Annotated in this window: 16 protein-coding genes and 1 pseudogene; 10 read left to right on the top strand and 7 right to left on the bottom strand. The window is 58.8% G+C overall.

Features of this window, described 5'->3' with window-relative positions; translation table 11 throughout:
- Positions 1-106: 106 nt before the first annotated feature.
- The 3 genes from B4E36_RS18265 to B4E36_RS18255 form a co-directional block, all read right to left on the bottom strand.
- Positions 107-334 (bottom strand): transcriptional regulator, encoded by a 228-nt coding sequence (locus B4E36_RS18265; RefSeq protein WP_106308240.1) that lies wholly within the window; start codon positions 332-334, stop codon positions 107-109.
- A 247-nt stretch (positions 335-581) separates the two neighbouring features.
- Positions 582-899 carry a hypothetical protein gene (locus tag B4E36_RS18260; RefSeq protein WP_292058447.1) on the bottom strand — a complete coding sequence of 106 codons (318 nt, stop codon included), beginning with the start codon at positions 897-899 and terminating at the stop codon, positions 582-584.
- A 53-nt stretch (positions 900-952) separates the two neighbouring features.
- Positions 953-2,383 (bottom strand): hypothetical protein, encoded by a 1,431-nt coding sequence (locus B4E36_RS18255; protein WP_292058445.1) that lies wholly within the window; start codon positions 2,381-2,383, stop codon positions 953-955.
- Positions 2,384-2,421: 38 nt separating this feature from the next.
- Here B4E36_RS18255 and B4E36_RS18250 point away from each other — a divergent pair, with 38 nt between their 5' ends.
- Entirely contained in the window at positions 2,422-2,628 is a 207-nt protein-coding gene (locus B4E36_RS18250; RefSeq protein ID WP_292058443.1) for a hypothetical protein, read from the top strand.
- Positions 2,629-2,678: 50 nt separating this feature from the next.
- Here B4E36_RS18250 and B4E36_RS18245 read toward each other — a convergent pair whose 3' ends face one another.
- Positions 2,679-2,894 (bottom strand): helix-turn-helix transcriptional regulator, encoded by a 216-nt coding sequence (locus B4E36_RS18245; protein ID WP_272211145.1) that lies wholly within the window; start codon positions 2,892-2,894, stop codon positions 2,679-2,681.
- 88 nt (positions 2,895-2,982) lie between these two features.
- Between B4E36_RS18245 and B4E36_RS18240 the strand changes: the two genes are divergently transcribed.
- Positions 2,983-3,360 carry a hypothetical protein gene (locus B4E36_RS18240; RefSeq protein ID WP_292058439.1) on the top strand — a complete coding sequence of 126 codons (378 nt, stop codon included), beginning with the start codon at positions 2,983-2,985 and terminating at the stop codon, positions 3,358-3,360.
- Between the two features lie 189 nt (positions 3,361-3,549).
- Here B4E36_RS18240 and B4E36_RS18235 read toward each other — a convergent pair whose 3' ends face one another.
- Positions 3,550-4,533, bottom strand: coding sequence for a helix-turn-helix transcriptional regulator (locus B4E36_RS18235; RefSeq protein ID WP_292058653.1), 984 nt, complete (start codon positions 4,531-4,533; stop codon positions 3,550-3,552).
- Between the two features lie 118 nt (positions 4,534-4,651).
- Between B4E36_RS18235 and B4E36_RS18230 the strand changes: the two genes are divergently transcribed.
- The 4 genes from B4E36_RS18230 to B4E36_RS18215 all read left to right on the top strand — a co-directional run bounded on the left by B4E36_RS18230 (position 4,652) and on the right by B4E36_RS18215 (position 12,372).
- The gene (locus B4E36_RS18230; protein WP_345900650.1) at positions 4,652-7,939 is read left to right on the top strand and encodes a TM0106 family RecB-like putative nuclease; all 3,288 of its coding nucleotides are present in this window, start codon (positions 4,652-4,654) and stop codon (positions 7,937-7,939) included.
- Positions 7,936-10,440, top strand: a complete 2,505-nt coding sequence (locus B4E36_RS18225; protein ID WP_292058655.1) for an AAA family ATPase — start codon at positions 7,936-7,938, stop codon at positions 10,438-10,440. The genes B4E36_RS18230 and B4E36_RS18225 overlap by 4 nt, the downstream gene beginning before the upstream one ends.
- Complete coding sequence (locus tag B4E36_RS18220) at positions 10,440-11,750, top strand: McrC family protein (RefSeq protein WP_292058656.1); 1,311 nt, start codon at positions 10,440-10,442, stop codon at positions 11,748-11,750. Before B4E36_RS18225 ends, B4E36_RS18220 begins: the two co-directional genes overlap by 1 nt.
- 91 nt (positions 11,751-11,841) lie before the next feature.
- Positions 11,842-12,372 (top strand): hypothetical protein, encoded by a 531-nt coding sequence (locus B4E36_RS18215; protein ID WP_292058657.1) that lies wholly within the window; start codon positions 11,842-11,844, stop codon positions 12,370-12,372.
- 333 nt (positions 12,373-12,705) lie between these two features.
- On the opposite strand, the gene B4E36_RS18210 is transcribed toward B4E36_RS18215, so the two are convergent.
- Positions 12,706-13,956: an MFS transporter gene (locus B4E36_RS18210; RefSeq protein WP_292058658.1), complete on the bottom strand. Its 1,251-nt coding sequence runs from the start codon at positions 13,954-13,956 to the stop codon at positions 12,706-12,708.
- Between the two features lie 88 nt (positions 13,957-14,044).
- Between B4E36_RS18210 and B4E36_RS18205 the strand changes: the two genes are divergently transcribed.
- The 3 genes and pseudogenes from B4E36_RS18205 (at position 14,045) to B4E36_RS18195 (ending at position 17,198) form a co-directional block, all read left to right on the top strand.
- Positions 14,045-14,794, top strand: a complete 750-nt coding sequence (locus B4E36_RS18205; protein ID WP_292058659.1) for an AraC family transcriptional regulator — start codon at positions 14,045-14,047, stop codon at positions 14,792-14,794.
- A gap of 405 nt (positions 14,795-15,199) precedes the next feature.
- Positions 15,200-15,688: pseudogene (locus B4E36_RS18200) on the top strand (IS21 family transposase); the annotation flags it as partial.
- Positions 15,689-16,112: 424 nt separating this feature from the next.
- Positions 16,113-17,198 carry a linear amide C-N hydrolase gene (locus B4E36_RS18195; protein WP_414673782.1) on the top strand — a complete coding sequence of 362 codons (1,086 nt, stop codon included), beginning with the start codon at positions 16,113-16,115 and terminating at the stop codon, positions 17,196-17,198.
- Between the two features lie 124 nt (positions 17,199-17,322).
- Here B4E36_RS18195 and B4E36_RS18190 read toward each other — a convergent pair whose 3' ends face one another.
- Positions 17,323-18,123: a hypothetical protein gene (locus tag B4E36_RS18190; protein WP_292058662.1), complete on the bottom strand. Its 801-nt coding sequence runs from the start codon at positions 18,121-18,123 to the stop codon at positions 17,323-17,325.
- A 300-nt stretch (positions 18,124-18,423) separates the two neighbouring features.
- Between B4E36_RS18190 and B4E36_RS18185 the strand changes: the two genes are divergently transcribed.
- Complete coding sequence (locus B4E36_RS18185) at positions 18,424-19,107, top strand: hypothetical protein (RefSeq protein ID WP_292058668.1); 684 nt, start codon at positions 18,424-18,426, stop codon at positions 19,105-19,107.
- Positions 19,108-19,767 lie beyond the last annotated feature (660 nt).

Below are 19,767 nucleotides of genomic sequence, written 5' to 3'. Positions count from 1 at the left end.
GCGTTTCGGATGCCCTCGGAGCCGCCATGTTCCGACAATTGCCTGTCGTGAACCGCATATATGACAGCCGGTTCCACCCATCGCCAGTTCTTCATTGCGGCACCCGTCATTTGGCGAGCGCGCGCAATACCTCGCGGTCGTCGTGCATGATCTCGTCGGCCAGTTCCATCTGGCGGACGAATTCCGGATTATAGGGCGTAAGGCGATAGCCGCCATCCGCTGTTTCCGTCAGATAGAGGGTATCGCCCTTCTTGACCTTCAGATGGGCCATTATTTCCTTGGTGAGGATGACGCCGGACGATGCGCCAACCGTTGTAATCTTGACACTCTGCATAGCGGCTGCCTCTCTATATAATACCCATTATATAGACAATGACGCCTGATCGATCAATGGCAAGAAGTCGGCGGCAAAGGGCGAGAACTTTCTGCCATCGAATTTCTATAGATCAACGGGAAGCCAAGCGAAAAGGCCCGAAAGCTCCGACGCGCAAGGATCGCTGACATTCATACAGGGATGAAACGCGACACGGTCATGAGGCCCATGCTGCTCGTTGTTTCAAACTGCGCAGCCAAGGACCGGATCACGTTTCTGAGCTTCTGTTTTGCCGGCAGACTCTCGCCATGTCTTCAACGGTATCGACCTCATAATGGCTCCCATCGCCGCAGAGTACGCGCCCGGAGGCATCAATCGACCAGATTATATAGTGATCAATTTCACGGGGGACCTCCATCCCGAGAGGCAAGCTGCACATATCCACGAATTCCTGATTTTCCATTCCACGTTCACTCGCTGCCTCCCGCAACTCTTCGAGCCTCTGCTTCAGTTCGTAGATATCGACGCCATCCCAGCGTTTGATCTGCCGTGCGATCTTGTCAGGGTGAGGTTGATTGTATTTCATGTTGCATCCTTTTAATTTTGAAGTGTTGGCTGTTCGGCACAACTGCAGGCCGTCTAGAGAGACGGAAGATGATCGGGCGGAACAATATCGTCTGGACTTTCGATGGCCTCGTCTTCATCAACCTCGACGTCCAGGGCTCGACCCGCTGATCTCAGCAGATCGAGAACAGTCCGGGCTTGCTCTCCGTCCCGCGTCAGATAGAGATGTTCGCCGTCATGGCTAAGCTCAGAACCGTCGTGAAAGCGGCATGACGCAATATCCGAAGTCCAGGAAATCAAGGCCTTGATCTTCCGCTGCCTCAGGCAGTCCAGCAGATGCCTCAGCCCCCTTGATCCCCCGGTTTCGTCAGAAATTCTGCGATCGGCTTCAGTTCGCGCCGTAGCGCTTTCACGGTCTCGGTCTGGCGCTCGACCTCCTTGAGGATATCGATCTGGGTTTCCGCCAGAAAACTGATCCGTTGTGCCAACTCCTCGATCGCTGATCGGTGACCGTTTTCGGGATCGAATGCCATCGAGACGATTTCGTGAACCTGGCAGGTCACCCCGAGATTCTGCTCGAGCGTCTTCTTCTGATCCAATCCCGTTTTCGAGATCGTGATCAGGACGTCCTGCACTTCTGAAATCGTCGCTTCGGTGGACATGGGTATTCCTTCTCGGTGATGGGTGCGGTGGCTCGAGTTGGGCAATAGTCTTGCGCAACAGGTCGAGGTCCCGCGAAAGGTTCAAGGCGCGGGCAACGCCGCAGATTTCGAATTGCTTTTTCAGTCGTGCCGGCTGCAGGGTGCGGCTGAGTTCTCCGCCAAAGACGTGCGGGAGGGTCCCGGCGTCAATTTCATAACCCGGCCGGTCGTAGATAGTTGTCTTTTCGACAAGACGGATGGGAGGCGACGAATTCTGCAAGGCCGTCGCCAGGTCTTCAAAACATGTCGGCAGTCGTCGACGAATGACCGTCTCGATCTCCACGAGCACGTCTTCGTACGGCCCCCCGCGTATCCTCGGCCGACGTGGAAACATGGGAGGCGGTTTAGGTTTCTCGATCGGCGGAGCTGTAATCCCGCGAACGCGACCAGCGAAGGCGGCACGCAGGTCGCGTTCTGCCCGATCGCAGGCCGGCTTCATCGGTGGCAACTCGACCGGAATGCCCGTCCATGTGGAAAGTCTCGCGGCCACATGGATGTGGTCGCAATTGGCATCCCTATGGCGGCACGAGAACCAGGGGATCACGGCCGTATCGATGCCAAATGCAGCAAACGCGATAACGATTGCCTCGCACCATTGCTCTTTGTCGAGAAATGCCGTTTGCGGTGCTGACAATGTCATATGCGCCTGGGGGCGAGCCATGTGTGCTTGGTTCGCATTAAAAATCTTTCGGCAGATCGGGCGTGGAAGTCCGGCGACCGGACCTGCCAGCACTTCCGCCTCTGGCGAATGAAAGTAGGCGTACAGCGCGTCAAAATTGTTGGGAAAGGTGAAGTACGGCCTCATGGTCCCAGCACTCCCACGACATGCACGAGGGCTGACGCTTGCGTGTGCGCTATGCGCAACATGCGTGCCTTTTCAGCCCGGGTCAGGTGCGTGCACATCTGAAGATCTCTAACGATCTTCATGATTTCGCCAGTGCGGCGATCAAGCTCTTGCAGCCTCACGGCACCGCCAGCCAGAAGGCAGAGGCGGACGTATTTCGCCTTTTGCTGCTCGCGGCATTGCAGCATATGCCACCGGACTGCTGACGCCTCCGATCGCGTAAGGCGAGTCTGGAAAATTTCCGTCCTTTGAGAACTCATCGCCACTCCTCCTCCGCCAGAGGAAGCGAGTCGATGAAATCGAGAACGTCGGCCAATCGCCATCGAACGGTGTGAGGCCCCAGACGGACGGGTCTCGGGAAATCGAGGTCCTCGCGCAGCCTTCTGTCGATGGAGCTCTCGCTCCATGACAGCAGCTCCATGAGTTCGAACTTGGAAATCAGTCGGTGTTCTAGCGGGATTTTAGTTGCCATCTTGGCCTCCGGAGAGTGTTGCGATGGCAAGACAATCTAATCAAATTTTCGGAATGCGATATAGGGGGAGTGGCTGGAAATCTCGAAAATGGGCGGTTCCGAACGAATTTTGGGGATAAACAAACGTCAGGTATTCCAATTCATAAATGCGCTCGGCGAATTTTCGCGATTCTCCAACCGCCACGATGGCAGGCGCTCGGCCCACACCTGTTCATTGAAAAAAAGGCCAAGAAACTATTTCTTTCCGGGAAATCTACTATCAATTCTGCGGCCGGTCGGGGTTCTCGAGACGCTGCTCTACGTGATCGGCACCAGAGAAGAATCGAGGCGAGACAGCACCGTCATTTTAACGGCGATCGTCGATGCACAGCACTTCACCGAACCGCATTTCACGCGCGAGCGTTGCCATGAGCTCTGCCGCGGGCATGGCACGCGCGAGCGGCGCACCTTGCCTGGGCATGCTTAGCCGTGACAAACCGTCCACTGCTGGCGCTGCGGAAATTGCTTCCGCCTCCTTTTCCTTTTGCCATTTGACCGCTCTTTATCGAATGACCGAGCGAATCGGGCCACTCTAAAGGTACGTCGGCGAGGGCGTCAGAAGTTGACACTTTGCACTGCAAACTGTCGCTTGGTTCGCATTTTCGAGTCCAGTCCCCTATGGCAGTGCCTCGAAATCGCTCCTGCGGTGGCTTTCGACCAGCATGCGCAGCCCCTCGGGCGCCAGAACTTCGACCGCATCGCCCCATTGATAGAGATGCCACGCCATTTCGAGCCAGCCCGCTGCATGAAAGCGCACGATCAACCCGCCATCTTCTTGCGCGTCAACGGTTTGTTTTGGGTGAAAGCAGAACTCGGCGGCCCTGGCAGCGGCGTGCGGCGCAAAACGCCAGACGACCTCTTCATATTGCGCCGGGTCTTGGTAGACGCCGAAGGATTGCGCCGCGTAATCTCCTAGGGAAAAGCCGGGTGCGAAGCGAAAGCTTTCATCCAGGGTCTGCGCGCCCAGAATCCGGTCCATGCGAAAATTTAGAATTCCGTCGCCGCGCGCCGGCTGGCGCGCCACCAGATAGCTGCGATGGCCCAGAAGAAGACCATGCGGCTCGACTATTCGTTCCGGTGCGTCTTCTGTTCCATAGCGTAGCCGCAGGCGAAACGGTCCGCGCAGGCCCTCAATCACCGCATCCAGTACCGCCGGCGCAAGGCTGACACGCGGGCCGGGCCGAGTGACCGATCCCATCGCTAGCAGGACAGCTTCGACATCAGCTTCAGTGCGCAAGGCGTCCTTGGGCGTCAGGCGAGCTAGCAACCCGTCGCGCAGACTGTCAAGCGCTGCCGCGTGGCGCAACCGACCATCGCCACGTGCGACGCGGCTGGCGATTTCCAGTGCCTCAACTGCCGTTTCTTGGCGGGGCTGGAGCCGGCCTAGCAACGGATCAGCGACACGCCAGCGCCGTCGACGATCGTCACCATCCACCACTTCGACATTGGTGAACACCGTTTCCAGTGCATCGGTCATGCGCTGCGCTGTACGGTGCGAGATGCCGAATTCGTCGCAGATCTCATCAAGGCCGATGCCCGTTCGCCTTGTGGCGGCCAGACGCGCCAGCTTGATCAGGTCCTGAGCCTTTGCAAACGACATGAAATCAATCCCATTCTTGGTCTATGTCAGATATTGACACCCACCTACGCTATGGCTGAACGTGCAATCTGTCGAGATGTAAGTCTTGTTGTAAATTGCGCTCGACGAGGGGGCGGTAATGCGAACGATTGAGGGGGACCGGATACTATTGTCCGCATCAGATATGATGCGGTTCATGAGTTGTCACCATGCGACTGCGCTTGATCTCGCCTATATGCGCGGCAATGAGCCCGTGCCGCGCGAGGACAGCGATGACGCTGTTCTGCTTCAGAAGCAGGGCGATGCCCATGAAGCGTCCCATCTGGCGAAGCTCAAAGCGTCGGGTGTATCAGTAATCGAGATTGCGCGATCTCATCTCGCCAAAAATGCGAGAGAAACGCGTGCGGCGCTGGCCGAGGGACCTCAAATCGTTTTTCAGGGAGCCCTGCTTGGCGACAATTGGGGCGGCTGGTCGGATTTTCTTGAGCGCGTCGAACGCCCGTCGGATTTGGGCTCCTTCAGCTATGAAGTGACCGACACGAAGCTCAAACGGCGTCCCCATCCCAAACATGTACTGCAGCTGGTGCTCTATTCGGACCTGCTGACGCAGATTCAGGGTGTCGCTCCGGAATTTGCCCATGTCGAGCTGGGCGATGGCAGCCGCGCGCGCCTGCGGCTAGCCGACTATCAGGCCTATGCCCGAATGGCGCGCCAGCGGCTCGAGGCCTTCCTCGAAAATCCGGTGCCGACCCGGCCAATCCCTTGTACCGATTGTTCTCTGTGCCGTTGGGGCGATCATTGCGAAAGCCAGTGGCAGGCCGAGGACAGCCTGTTCAACGTTGCCAATATCACCCGGACCCAGGTTAAGAAGCTTGAGGCGGCCGGTGTTACCACCATGGAAGGATTGGCCAAGCTCGATCAGCCGATCCGCGGCATGGCCGAGACAACCCGGGTGCGGCTAATGACGCAGGCGCGCCTGCAGCATGCCCGCAAGACCGGGGCGCCCGCCTTTGAGCTGCGCGAGCCGGAACCCGGCAAAGGCTTCGATCTTTTGCCCGCGCCGCAGCCGGGCGATCTTTTCTACGATATCGAAGGCGATCCGCATTACCAAGGCGGCCTCGAATATCTTCACGGTGTCTGGTTCGATGGCCAGTTCAAGGCTTTCTGGGCCCATGACCACGTTGCCGAAGGCTTGGCTTTGAGGGACCTCCTGGAGTTTTTCCGGCAAAGGCTCGCAACCTATCCCGAAGCGCGCATCTATCACTATGCGCCCTATGAGATCACCGCTTTGCGGCGGATGACCGCCAAGTACGGCATCGGCGAGGCTTTTCTCGATCGTCTGCTGCGCGAGCGGCGCTTTGTCGACCTTTTTGCGGTGGTGCGCGGCGCGCTGATCGGCTCAGAAACCAATTATTCGATCAAGTCGATGGAAGCCTTCTATGGCCGGGTGCGCGAAGGTGAAGTCAAAACAGCCGGCGGCTCGGTCGTTGCCTATGAGCGCTGGCGCGAAACCAGCGAACAAACGATCCTCGACGAGATCGAAGACTACAATCGCATCGACTGTACCTCGACCGAAGAGCTGCGCGACTGGTTAGTGAGCATCCGTCCCGCCGCGCCCTGGCCGGTGCTTGCGGTGGATGCCGGCGACAAGGAAGTCGAGGAGGAGGTCGATGCGCAGGCTCTTCGCGCGAAGCTTGCCACATGCGGTCTGCCGCAGGAGCGGCAAGACATGTTGTTCAACCTCGGCCTGTTCCACAAGCGCGAGGCCAAGCCGGCGCAATGGGCGGTTTTCGACAGCGCCGGCAAGGACGAGGACGAACTGATCGACGATCTCGATGCGCTTGCCGGTCTGGAAGCCATCGGTCCGGCGGAACCCGTCAAACGCTCTGTGCTGCGCCGCTATCGCTTTCCGCTCCAAGAGACCAAGCTGAGGACCGGCCGCAAAGCGACGGTCCCGGTTATCGATGGGCCGCCAGCCACGGTCAGCATCCAAGAGCTCGACCGCTCCGAGCGGATCATCGCGATCAAGGCGGGGGCGGCCAAGGCACATCTTTTGACCGATCGCCTGACGCTCCACCCCGACTGGCCGCTCAATACGGACGTCATTGCCGCAGCCCTGCGCGATGTGATCGACGATCAATGCTGTGCGCGCCGCCTGACCGCGCTCGATGATCTGCTCGGGCGCACGGCCCCGCGTCTGGTGACGGGACCGCGGGCCGATCTGCTCGATGGCGCCGACCCCTTGACAGGCACGATTGCAGCGATCGCCGCCATGGATGGCACAGTGCTGCCGATCCAGGGGCCGCCGGGAACCGGCAAGACCTATGTCACCGCACGGGCAATCCTTGCGCTGGTGCGCCAGAGGCACCGCGTGGGCGTGACCTCGAATAGCCACGAGGCCATCCGCAATGTGCTGATGGAATGCCTTGCCGCGCAAGAAGATGGAGATCCTGTCCCGGGCCTGTGCATCGGGCACAAGGTCAGCAGCGGCGAAGACGGTTATCCGGAAGACTGTATCGGCGTCATCCGCTCGACGGCCAATGACGATTCCCTCTGGGGCCGCGCCCATGTGGTCGGCGGCACCGCCTTCTTTTTTGCCCGGTCCGAGCACGAGCAGGCGTTTGACTGGCTCTTCGTCGATGAAGCCGGGCAAGTGGGACTGGCCAATATGGTCGCTATGGGGCGCTGCGCGCGCAACATCGTTTTGGTCGGCGATCCGCGGCAATTGCCGCAGGTCATCCAGGGTGCCCATCCCGATCCGGCCAACCGTTCTTGTCTCGAGTGGATGCTAGGTGAACACGCGACCATCCCGCCCGATCGCGGCATTTTCCTGCCGGTCTCACGCCGCATGCATCCTGATGTCTGCGGGTTTATTTCGCGGCAGGTCTATGAGGGCCGTCTCGACAGTGCGCCCGATACAGCCGTCCAGGCAGTCCGCCGGACGGGTTTTCCCGAAGCTGGTGCGTTTTGGGTGCCGGTCGTGCATGAGGGCAATGCCCAGATCGCGGCAGAGGAAGTTGCTGCCATTCAGGCGGCGATCGACGATCTGCTCTCGGGAAGCTGGACCGACAAGAATGGGACAACGCGGGCCCTTGAGCGCGCCGATATCATCGTCGTTGCGCCCTATAATGCGCAGGTCAATGCCCTGCAGGACGCCTTGCCCGCAGGCATTCGCGTCGGCACGGTCGACAAGTTTCAGGGGCAGGAAGCACCCATCTGCCTGGTGTCCATGACCGCTTCCTCGGTCGAGGAGACACCGCGCGGCGTGGATTTCCTGCTCTCGCTCAACCGCATCAACGTCGCAGTCTCACGGGCCAAAGGCTTGGCGCTCGTCTTCGGCGCGCCGCGGTTGCGCGAAGCAAGATGCGATGCCGTCGTTCAGATGCGGTTGTTGAATACAGTGTGTGCTTTAGGAAAAATGCCATGACAGAACTTACAATTTCTCGGCGTCTTGTTTTCTATGACGCTGAGGGGGCGCCCTATCAACCTGTTCGACATGGCGACCGGGCGTCGGGCAAGTCCGTTTTCAAGATCAAGCCCAGGGGAGCGAGCAACCGCGCCGAGGACGCAGTCCACTCCGAGGATTGGCTCGAGCTTGCACGTGCCATGTTAATTGATGGGTTGGCCGCGAGGTGCAAGGCTCTAGCCGGCGGTAACGTGAACTACCTCCGATACGGAGCGGAGAAACTCCTACGCTACGAACTCGACCCTGAACTTGCTCAAACGCTGAATATACCAGCTGTGGGGAGCGTTGGAGACCAGCCCTTTGTCCTCTCGCGTGAAGCTGTCGAAGCGGCGATGGACGCCTATGACAGCTACCGCCAGTCGGGCGAGCACGGTGCCATCTTCGATGCTTTTGGCGAGCCGCGCGACTATTGGGTGCGCTCGACACGCGAGCGGCCAAATCGCGTCTACCCCTCTGAACCAATCATCGGGTTCGTACGCGGCGAGACACAGCAGAACGGGGGGTGGAGCCAAAAGAGCAGCGCCGCCGTAGCGCTGCACAATGCGGGTTATATCATCGTCGATGGCGACGATGCACCGGTCACCCCGCCCGAGCGCTATGAGCATCTGATCCGCGACGCAGATCGCATGCGGCTCTGCGCGCTCAATTATTATATCGAACCGGCCCGTGAGAGCGGCGCGGCAGAAGTCGCCATCCGCGCTAGCGATCTGAGCCGAGCCATGGGGCTGCGCGACGCGTTCCCGGCGATCTGCAGCGCGCTCGGCGGCGAGATATTTCAGAAGCTCGCCAACGTCCCCACGCCCTCGCACACGCTGCCAAATCCTAGCAGTTCCACCGTTTTCACCTACCAGCTCGCCCCAGCAGAAAGGCACCAGACCATGACCTTTGAACCCACCACTGCGGTGCCTGCGACCACCAATCTCATCCTTTACGGCCCTCCGGGAACCGGCAAGACCTATTCCACCGCCTGGGAGGCGGTGCGGCTTTGTCTGGGCGACGCGGTGGCCGAACCACTGCGCGACGACCGCGAGGCTCTGATGGCCGAGTATCACCGTCTTGCCGGCGAAGGCCGGATCGAGTTCGTCACATTTCACCAATCGATGGCCTATGAGGATTTTGTCGAGGGCCGTCAGCCCGTGACAGAATCCGACGACGATGAAGAAGCCGCTTCCGTGGGCTTCCGGCTCGAGACTGTGCCCGGGATATTCCGGCGCATCGCCAAACGTGCCGAAACCGGCTTGGATAAGGCCGCTACTGGCAACCGGATCACGATCGATGGTCGCCAGATCTACAAGATGTCGGTGGGCCCCAGTGTCGGCGACCAAGAGCTGTTCGAAGAAGCGATCGAGGGCGGCTACACCTTGCTGAGCTGGGAAGATATCGATTGGAGCGACCCGAAATACGATAGCGCCGAGGAAATCCTAAAAACGTGCGAAGCACAGGGCAAGATCGAAGGCCCAGTCAGGCTGCAGTCGGGCCAAGTATCGATTACCGACACGTTTCGCAATCGACTGAAGACCGGCGATATTATCGTCGTGTCAAAGGGCAATCGGCTGGTCCGCGCCATCGGCGAAGTGATCGGGTCCTACGAATATCATCCGCGGCCGGAGGGTAATTATGGCCACCGGCGCGCGGTTCGCTGGCTATGGCACGATGCCACGGGCGTGCCGGTCACTGAGATCTGCGACGGCAATTTCACTATGCGATCGCTCTACTCGTTGAGAAAGGAGCGCCTCAATATTCCGGCCCTAGAGCGTTACATGAATAGCGCGAATAAGAACGCCAACGCCGATCCCGAACGCGAAGCCTTCGTGTTGATCATCGACGAGATCAACCGGGCCAATATCTCTAAGGTGTTCGGCGAACTGATCACGCTCCTGGAACCCGATAAGCGCCTGGGTCAGGCCAATGCGCTCAAAGTGCATCTGCCATATTCGGGAGAATTCGGCGTGCCGGCCAACCTGCATATCATCGGCACGATGAACACGGCTGACCGGTCGATCGCGCTGCTCGACACCGCCTTGCGCCGTCGCTTCACCTTCCGCGAGCTGATGCCCGATGTCGAGGAACTGCGGCGGGCGCTGGCGACCAAGGGGCTTGATGCCGAAAATCTCGATGGGATTGATCTGTGCAAGCTACTGCAGACGGTCAACGAACGGATCGAATATCTTTTCGATCGCGAACACCAGATCGGCCACGCCTATTTCACCAACTGCCGTAGTCGCGCCGATGTCGAAGACGTTATTCGCCATAAGGTCATCCCGCTCTTGGCAGAGTATTTCTACGAGGATTGGTCAAAGGTCGCAGCAGTGCTCGGCGATGGGGACGGCACCAATGGCTCCCGTTTCCTCGAAGCACGGCGGCTGACGGCGCCGGCCGGCTTTGCCGACGATGAACTGGGCGGAGACAAGCTGCGCTGGAGCGTCAAAGCGCGCTTCGACTTTTCGGAGTTTGCCGCCTGATGCCCGCATATACGGTTCGGGAATGGGACAAGCTCGCCTATGGCGAAGGCGCCGGGCAGATTCCCGACGGCCATGCCGGCAGGTTGGCGGCGCTGGCCGCCCGCTCGGCCTTTGCCGGGCGCGGCGGCAGCGGCGTGCTCGAACATGGCCGACATGCCTTGCGCGCGCGCGGCGTTGTCGGAATTCTGGCAGCGGGCAATGCCAGCCTGGAGATCCTGCCCAAGATCGATGTGGCGCCCGGTGAAACAACCGATCACCAGAACGCGGCGATCCGCAAGCGCCTGGTGCATATGCTGGCCGTCGCGCTGGATTTGAAAATTGACCTGGGCGTCATCACTGACCTTGCTTGGCAGCGTGAGACCCTGCTCGAAATCCTGATCCGCATCTTCTGCGACAAGCTGACCGAAGCGCTGCGCAAGGGTATGCCGCGCCGCTATATCACTTGCGAAGACGATCTGCCGATGTTGCGCGGTCAGCTCGACATCACCCGTCAGTTCGCTCGTCATGCTGTCAATCCATCGCGCCTTGCCTGCCGCTTCGATCTCCTGTCTGAGGACATGCCGCTCAACCGGATCATGAAAGCGGCCGTGCTGCGCCTGGCGCACCTCTCGCGCCGCGCTGCAAACCAGCAACGCCTGCGCGAGCTGGCCTTCGTCTATGCCGATATTACCGACGTGCCGATTGCCGCACTGCGCTGGGATCAGGTGGTGATCGACCGTACCAACCAGCCCTGGCAGGAGCTCTTCTCCATGGCCCGGCTCTTCTTGCAGGACCGCTATCAGACAACCACTACCGGCGCCGGCCAAGGCACCGCCCTGCTGTTCGAGATGAATGCGCTATTCGAGGAGTATGTCGGGCGTTTGATCGCCCGCGCCTTGGCGGGGACCGGGTTTACCGTTTCGTTGCAGGGTGGACGGCTGTTTTGCCTGAGCGCGCAGGACAGCGGACGCACCCTGTTTCAGACCCGGCCCGATATTCTAATCCGCCAGGGCGGCAGGGTCGTCCATGTCATCGACACCAAGTGGAAGCGGATATCGGCGCGCATCGATGATCCCAAGCAGGGCGTCTCGCAGGCCGATGTCTACCAGATGATGGCCTATGCCCAACTATATGACGCGCCGCGCCTGACTTTGCTCTATCCCCACCATCCCGGTCTTGGCAAACAAGACACGGTTCATGGGCGATTTTCCATCACCGGGCATACTACAACCTTAGAGACTGCAAGCATCAATTTATCGAATAGCGCTGAATTGCTGGCCAAACTTCGTAAGCTAGTGATCAGGGGTTCAAACTCGGATTCTATTGACTGAGGAACATTCCAACCACGGCAGCTAGATGTGATGTAGTTTGGACATGCTATTGCGCCCACTCATGGGAAAAAGTGATGCGGGAATAATAATAATGGTGCGAAAGGAACTAGTCGTCCGGACCGTCGGAGAGGCCGACCATCTACTGGTTTCCCTCCGCGCGTCGGCGGCTCGTGCGCAAGCATGGATCGCCTCGCAGTCGGGTGACCCGCTCGACCTTCTTCGTCGGATGAAATTTGAGCAAGTTGGGTTCCATCCGCTTGAGGACCGCCCGCTCAATATCATCGAACAGATCAATCAGACTTGGACCTTCGCTGTCGCGATTGCCGCTGCGCGGCAACTGCTTGAACTGCATCCCGATGCCGGTGGAATGCGTCTAGCTCCCGGCGCGCACGCTTCACTCGATCTCGATATTCTGAGCGAGGTCGAAGGCTATCTCGGTGCCGAGACTTTCGCAGCCGTCAGTCCGCGAAACAACGGCGAGCTTAAAGCCGATCTGTCGAAGCTGGCACAGCGTCATGAACGATATAGATACGTCTTCTTCATGTCGCCGCTCTTCCCCGGAAACGAACGAAGGCCGCAACTCGAGCGTGATGGTGTCGAGGTCTGGTCAATCGACTTCTGACGATTGAGCGAACGCTTGGGATGAACGCTAAGTTCTGCTCAACCATGACCTTCATGGAAAGCCGTACAGAGAGCAAGGGAGTTGTCCCAGCAGCTGCTTTTTCGCCAGAGCCGGCAGACGCCACAAAGCGGCAGCTTCTGGCTGCGTCGGGAGGTCGGGGAACGTGCGACCTGGGGTCGGGGCCGGCCGCTGAATTTGCCAGAGGTCAACGACAGCTAACTGGTTCCACACGCCAAAACCGGACTAACAGAAATCGGCCCCGTTTCCGCCGATCCGGAAAGCGCACCCTATTCGGTCATGAGACTGGATTTGGCGAACGCGGAAAAGCCGACATTAATTGGGGCAACGCTTGCTCTTGCGGCCAGGAAACCCACAGACGTCACTTCGCGTCGGCTTGGAGTTGCGGAGTAGAACCGTCAGGACACCGGCCAGTGGCAGCCAGGCAGACCAGACGAAGATGGTGTGGACGCTGGTGGCGTCTGCCAGCCAACCGAATACGGCAGAGGCAAGGCCTCCGACACCGAACGCCGTGCCGTAGAAAAGCCCGGAGATCATTCCTATACGTGCTGGCACCAGACTTTGGGCGTGAACGATGATCGCGGGAAAGGCCGAGGCAATGACCGCAGCCGCCGTGATTGCCGCCGCTATCGCCCCGACCTGCCCCAAATAGGGAAAAGCCAGTGCGAAGGGCGCTGCCCCCCAAAACGAAAAGGCTATGACGCGCGCGGTTCCGAGCCGGTCGCTGAAGGCGCCGCCAACGAGGCACCCTCCAGCAACGGCCGCATGAAAGCCAAACAGGACGATAAGCCCTTTCGAAGCTGGAAAGCCGAGTGTCGCCTCCAGATAGAAAACCAGGAAGCTACTGAAGCAGGCGATATAGATGTATTTCGCGCAGACGAGAACAAACAGGAGCGTGAGTTGGCCTGCCGATCGCGCAGCGGGTGACGTTTGCCGACCAACCGGGTCACCGGACGGTTGCCTCGCCGCATGAGCTGTCTGCTCCGATTCTGCTGCAGTGATCCTCACTGTCAGAAATACGCCGATCAAGGCAAGGAGCAGGAACCAGGTGATCGATCCCTGACCATAGGGTAGTACGATCGCCGCTGTCAGCAATGGTCCCGCCATGGTACCGAGACTGCCGCCGAGCTGGAACAGTGATTGGCCCCAACCAACTTTTTCGCGTGCCCATTTGCGCGCAAGCCGAGCCGCTTCGGGATGAAACACCGCAGACCCGAGACCGAGAAACAGGCTGGAAACCAGGAGATGCGTGTAACTCCCGGCCAAGCCGAGCATCAGGATACCAACGCCGCTCAGCGCCATACCGAAAGCCAGGCTCCATCGCTGCGCACGGCGATCAGTCAGTGCGCCGACGATCGGTTGCAGCACCGAAGCTGTGACCTGATAAGTCAGGCTGAGTATGCCGATCTGCAGAAAGTCGAGGGAAAGCTCCGTGCGCAATAGCGGATAGCTTGCGATCAGCAAGGCCTGCATCAGATCGTTGAGAAAGTGAGAGGCGGCGATGCCGGAAAGCCGGAAACGGCCTTCACCATGCTCCCGCACAGAAACCGTGGTTTGACTGGACATTGGAAACTCCCGTTGGTTGCCAGTGTTCTTGCCCGTGCGCGTTTTGCAATGATATCTATGATGAGCCAAAAAACATCGCGAGTGAGCCATGACCGAAGACATCACCGGACCAGAGGACATTATTGCCCTCGGACGGCAATATGCCGGGGGCAGCCATCTGGAAGAGCATCGTCACGAGCGCTCGCAACTCCTCTATGGACTCACCGGAACCGCGATCGTGACGACGCAGTCTGGCCTGTGGATGATGCCGCCCGATGCTGCGCTCTGGATCCCGGCTGAGACACCACACGAAGTCACAATGGTCGGCGAGGTGAATATGCGCAGCCTCTACCTGAAGCCCGCGCTCTTGCCTCAGATGCCTCGCCATTGCGTTGTTCTTGAGGTGGGGACGCTTCTCAGAGCCCTGCTTGATGCGCTTGCGGCGACAACCGGGACTGAGGAGAGCAAGCGAAGACTTATGTCTGAACTGGTATTGCTGGAAATTGCCGGGCAACCTATCGTTCCGCTGACGCTTCCATTGCCGCCTGTGGGACCGTTGCGGAGCCACTGCCTGGCTTTCAGCGCCGCGCCGAATGTCCATGCAAAACTAGACGGCTGGTGTGCAGCCCTGAATATGAGCAGACGCAATTTCACCCGGGTATTTCGCGCAGGCACTGGCCTGAGCTTCGTGGAGTGGCGTAGCAGGGCCTGTGTGCTGGCAGCCATTTCCCGGCTATCCGCAGGTGACCAGGTGACCCACATTGCATTCGACCTCGGCTATGACAGTTCCGCCTCATTCGCTGCGATGTTTCGCCGTGCAACAGGCAGTGTCCCATCCCGCTTCAGGCAAAAGCAATAAGGAGCCGAGTCTGCGTCGGCAGGCCCAATCATATGAGCTGATCAGGAGGGTGAAAGCCGAGGAACTAACCACGGAGGATATGCGCGCCCGATAGGGTCGCAAGGATCATCATCGATCTTAACCGAGAGCGAACATAGCCTCGGGCCGGCGCTAGGTCCCGTGTGCGCCGATGCAGGACGTTGCTCTAGCCCCGAAAACCGAATAATCAGCCAGGTAGCACACCTTGCGGCACGACAATCAAGATGAGATTCCGCGACAAACAGGATGAGACGTTGCGTCGTGCGTGTGTCGGAGGGAGGGCGTAGCCCGACCGGAGGCACACGCACGACGCTTCGCCCGTTTTTGGGTCTGTGATCGCGGTCGGCCCGGTAGGCTTGTGGTTTTCAGGAATGGAGAACCATCTTTGTGCCGGGGCGCCATGTAACCGATCAACAGACGAGACTTTTCATGAAGCTGAGACAGGACCACCCCATCGAAGTCGCCGCGGCCAGGGCCGGGATGAGCCGGGCGAGCGGATACCGCATTTCGAAAGATCCCCAACTGCCATCGCAGAGGGCGCAGCCGCGAGGCCGGCGGCGGCCGGACCCGCTTAAGCACATTTTCGACCCTGAAGTCGTCCCGCTTCTGCAATCAGCCCCAGGTCTTCGGCCGGTCGCAATTTTTGAGGAGATGCTGCGCCGCCACCCTGACCTGTCGCCGGGTATCCGCCGGACGCTGGAGCGGTGGATCCGGGCCTGGCGGGCAGTGCATGGCGAGGAACAGGAGGTGATCTTCAGACAGGTTCACGAACCCGGCCGGCTCGCACTGTCGGATTTCACCGACATGGGGGCGCTCGGCGTGACCATTGCCGGACAGCCCCTGGATCACCTGCTCTACCACTTCCGCCTTCCGTGGCCGTGCTCCGCTCTCATAGAGAGATGGGTGCAATACTTCAGCCTTTTGCTAAGCGGAAATGACCGCTTAAGGCGGGTGAACGAAGCCGAAACAGCCGGACTGCAATGCGCTTCCATATCGGACACTTCAGCGAGCCGTTTCACATCTGAAAAGCGGTCGTTTCTTGATGTGCTGCAGAAGAGCATTGGCTTCTGCGGTGATGGGCTAGGCGCCTTCTGCCTGCCGGATCCCAGTCATTTGAGCAAAGCGAAAAGCCGCAGCGCATTCCTGGTCGTTCCGGAAAGAGCTTTAAACCCAAAAAGCAAGCAAGCTTCAGTTTTCCGTGACTGGAAAATGTTTGCGGCCACTTAACCTTGACCAACACGCTTCTGACCGTCCAAGTTGGTTGAGCCGGTCTTCCCCTGAGGTTCAGAGGGTGACCGCTCTGCAAACTGGAGGGATAGTTTTGAGAGTAAACAATTCGCTTTGGCGCAGCCTGACGCTAGCCGCCGCGCTTTCAGTGGCTGCGGCCCCAATCGCTGACGCCTGCACGCGTGTCGTCTATCATGGTCCGGAAGACCGCGTCTTGACGGCGCGTTCCATGGACTGGAGCCTGCCGATGCTTTCCAACCTGTGGGTGTTCCCGCGCGGCATGGAACGAAATGGCGAAGCGGGCGAGAATTCGCTCACATGGACGTCGAAATACGGAAGCATGATTGTTTCCGGCTATGATTTCTCCACGGTTGACGGCATGAACGAGGCTGGCCTAGTGGCAAACATGCTCTGGCTGGTGGCGTCGGATTACCCCGAGAATGACGGGTCAAAGCCCGAGATATCGCTGTCGATCTGGGCGCAGTATTTCATGGACAATTACGGAAGCGTTGCCGAAGCGGTGGCCGATATGAAAGCCAATCCTTTCGACGTCGTGACCGCTGACGTTCCCGATCAGCCCGGCCGCCTGGCGAAGGTGCATCTTTCGCTCTCGGACGCCAGCGGCGACAGCGCCATTCTGGAATGGCTGGACGGTGAACTGGTCATTCATCACGGCCCGGAATACCGTACCATGACGAATGATCCGCCATATGATCAGCAGCTGGCGATCAAAAGGTACTGGCAGGATGTCAATCCGCGTGAGTCGCTGCCCGGCACAACCCGTTCTCCCGATCGCTTTACCCGTGCTGACACCTATATCGACATGGTGGTTCAGTCGGATGAACCACGCATCGCCGCAGCTGCCGCAATGAGTGTGATCCGCAACGCTTCCGTTCCTTATGGCATCAACACGCCGGACGCGCCGAACCTGTCCACCACGCGCTGGAGGGTCGTCGCAGATCACAAGGACAAGCTGTTTTATGTCGAATCCGCGATTTCGCCGAACCTCTTCTGGGTCGATCTGAACAATCTGGATTTCTCAGCCGAAGCCGGGGTGCGGATGCTGGATCTGGGCGTTGACATGATCGAACTCAAGTCAGGCGAGGTCTCGGCTGAATTCAAGCCCGCCGAACCTTTCCAGTTCGAGCCGGTCAACTGAGACATGCCGGCCACTGCATTTCCCTGTGGTGGCCGAGCCAGCCGCAACATGATGAGGCCCGTGAGATGAACTCGACGGGCCTCATCATTCAAAGCGCGGATGCCTGCGATCAAATTAGTCCCGGTCAGAACCGGTAGGTAACTCCCAGAACCGGCCCGCTCAGCCTCGTGTCATAGACATGACCGTCTTTTTCGTAGTCGGTGTCGACGATCTTGTAGCCTGCGGAAAATGACAGGTGCTCAGTGAAGGTATAGTTCACCGTCGAAAGGAAGGACCAGGTCAAATCGGAGTTGACGTCAAAGCCGCCGATATCGGCCTGAGCCTGAACCGATAACCTGTCCGTCACATTGAAAAACGCACGGGCGCCGACAACGGGATCGACCCAACCGAAGCTTTCGTCATAACTGATCGATCTGCCAAGTCCACTGGCCGTGATTTCGTTCGAAATATGCCACAGACGTATGCCGGCCAGGGCGTCGAACGTAAAAGTGGGCGTGTCGAGAACGCGGTATCCGCCCTGCACGGTGGCCATGAACTGCCTGGTATTGAGTTTGCCGGTCGCTTCAAACGGCGGCAGTTGCGATGTGCCCGGAAACCTGTATGTGTCCTCGTCGCTCGTATCCGTATACATCATGTCCGCAGAGAGAACGAAACGTTCGTAGCGCCCCCAGACATTGACAAATCCGGCAATATTCAGCCCGTCCCGCCCCTCGGAAAAAGAGCGGTCGACGTGCACGGTCGGCCCGACACCGAAGGGCGAAACCTTCCCCTTGACACCGGTTGCCCACAGATAGGGGGTGATCTGGAGCGCCCAGTTAGAGGTGCTCGGCGCGGAGGTTTCCGGGGCCGCGGTGACACTGTCGGCCGCATGGAGAACTTGCGGAACACATAGAGATAAAGCGCATGCAAGGATATATTTTTTCAATGTGTTTCCCCCGGTCCGGCAACCTGAAAACCGATTTTACTTCCATCATCGCCTTTTGTAAGCAGTTGCCTTCATAGAAACCAGCTGCATCTCTGCGGTTCCACAGAAACAGCGATAGGCGTGCGGTTTGTTGCCGGTACGCGAGCGTTTCAGTAACCAGATCTTTAACCGGGCAATTCTATTTTCAGGAAAGCGTATTCCGAATTTTCCCTGAAATGGATTTCAATGTCGTATTTCCTGAACCTGGCACTGGTCCCCTCAATCCTGCTGTTTCTGGTTTTCGGTCTTGCCTTGTTCGCCGTGACCTATTGGGTTCTGCGCCTGTTTGCCCGATTTGCGCGCACCGATGCTCTCGTCATTCCGCTGGGCGCCTTCATTGGAACGATTGCGACATCCTGGGCTCTGTCTCTCGGCTTCGTTGCTGCCGATATCTGGACGCTGCATGCAAAGGCCGACCAGGAGCTCACCTCGGAACGTTCCGCGATCAATCGACTGATCGGAAACGCAGACGCCGAGGTCCTGAACAGGCCTGACCTTGAGGCAGCGATGGAGTTCTATCGTGAAACGGTGATCTCGGACGAATGGGGCGCCAACGGAAACCTTCATCCGGCAGCTTCGGTCGAGCAGGCTCTTCAGAAAATACGCATTATCATCATGGATATCGCCGAGGGCGACGCGCCCGCGCCGATCATCAATCAGACCGTTGCCATTTTCAATGACCTGCAGGAAACGCGCGATGTGCGCCTCGCCATCGCCAGCACGACCGTCAATCAATATAAATGGTACATGCTGCTGACGCTGACGATCTTGACATCGCTTACGATCGCCGTGACGCACGCAGACAGAACACGCGCGGGGAGTATAGCGATATTCCTCTATGTGCTTGCAGCCACAACAAGCCTCTGGCTGCTGACGGTGCACGCAAGCCCGTATGCCGGCATCGAGACGATAGAGCCAAGCGGGCTGTATCTGAATTTGACCTGACGGCTGACCGTACCGGGGTGTGTTCGCCAGGTTGAGGAGCACAAATCCGGCGGCATTTGCTTTCCGAAGTTGCGGCCCAGGGTTTTCCGAAGTTTCCGACACTAAGCTGTCGTTAGAAGCGGTGAGATAGTCGCAAAACAACCAGCAACGGACTGGGCTTAGTGATGCACGCTCCGACATGGAACGGCACTTCCTTTGACAAACTTTCAGATACACCGGCAGCGAGCATGCCGCCTATTGACTATGCAGCAGCTCTTCCGCAACGAACATGTCTGCTTTCTCGTTCGCTGACACAAAACCAGTCTGTCCCCTTTCGTGAAGAGTTTCGGATGCCGTCAGGCGTACGAAAGTCGCCGAGGAAGGAACCCGCGGGCGGCGAAGGCTGGACTATGGGGATTTCGACTTTGAGCCCGTCCCTGAACTGACGTGGATGGGCATTTTTCGCGCCGTACCTGTTGCGGCCAGACAGTTTCGGCGTGTTTTTGAGCTGCGGTGTGGGGGAAACATATGCCGGTGGACGACCTGGTCGGCCTCGGTCATGGTGATGGAAGCGCACGGTTGCATTGCCTCGGGCGGGGTATCCCGGGCAGGATTTGTGGCTATGCCATGCCGGGTCATGACGCATTCTCCCGGTTGGTTAGAGGTGGCTCGGGAAATCTG

The sequence above is a fragment of the Martelella sp. UBA3392 genome, assembly GCF_002358775.1.
GTDB classification, from domain to species: domain Bacteria; phylum Pseudomonadota; class Alphaproteobacteria; order Rhizobiales; family Rhizobiaceae; genus Martelella; species Martelella mediterranea.
This window is presented reverse-complemented; position numbering and strand designations above follow the sequence as displayed.

What these genes read in the sequence shown, in the direction of transcription:
- B4E36_RS18255 (WP_292058445.1), bottom strand. Translation starts at nt 2,383, where the DNA reads ATGAGGCCGTACTTCACCTTTCCCAACAATTTTGACGCGCTGTACGCC.
- B4E36_RS18235 (WP_292058653.1), bottom strand. Translation starts at nt 4,533, where the DNA reads ATGTCGTTTGCAAAGGCTCAGGACCTGATCAAGCTGGCGCGTCTGGCC.
- B4E36_RS18260 (WP_292058447.1), bottom strand. Translation starts at nt 899, where the DNA reads ATGAAATACAATCAACCTCACCCTGACAAGATCGCACGGCAGATCAAA.
- B4E36_RS18245 (WP_272211145.1), bottom strand. Translation starts at nt 2,894, where the DNA reads ATGGCAACTAAAATCCCGCTAGAACACCGACTGATTTCCAAGTTCGAA.
- B4E36_RS18230 (WP_345900650.1), top strand. Translation starts at nt 4,652, where the DNA reads ATGCGAACGATTGAGGGGGACCGGATACTATTGTCCGCATCAGATATG.
- B4E36_RS18225 (WP_292058655.1), top strand. Translation starts at nt 7,936, where the DNA reads ATGACAGAACTTACAATTTCTCGGCGTCTTGTTTTCTATGACGCTGAG.
- B4E36_RS18240 (WP_292058439.1), top strand. Translation starts at nt 2,983, where the DNA reads ATGGGCGGTTCCGAACGAATTTTGGGGATAAACAAACGTCAGGTATTC.
- B4E36_RS18215 (WP_292058657.1), top strand. Translation starts at nt 11,842, where the DNA reads ATGGTGCGAAAGGAACTAGTCGTCCGGACCGTCGGAGAGGCCGACCAT.
- B4E36_RS18220 (WP_292058656.1), top strand. Translation starts at nt 10,440, where the DNA reads ATGCCCGCATATACGGTTCGGGAATGGGACAAGCTCGCCTATGGCGAA.
- B4E36_RS18265 (WP_106308240.1), bottom strand. Translation starts at nt 334, where the DNA reads ATGCAGAGTGTCAAGATTACAACGGTTGGCGCATCGTCCGGCGTCATC.
- B4E36_RS18205 (WP_292058659.1), top strand. Translation starts at nt 14,045, where the DNA reads ATGACCGAAGACATCACCGGACCAGAGGACATTATTGCCCTCGGACGG.
- B4E36_RS18210 (WP_292058658.1), bottom strand. Translation starts at nt 13,956, where the DNA reads ATGTCCAGTCAAACCACGGTTTCTGTGCGGGAGCATGGTGAAGGCCGT.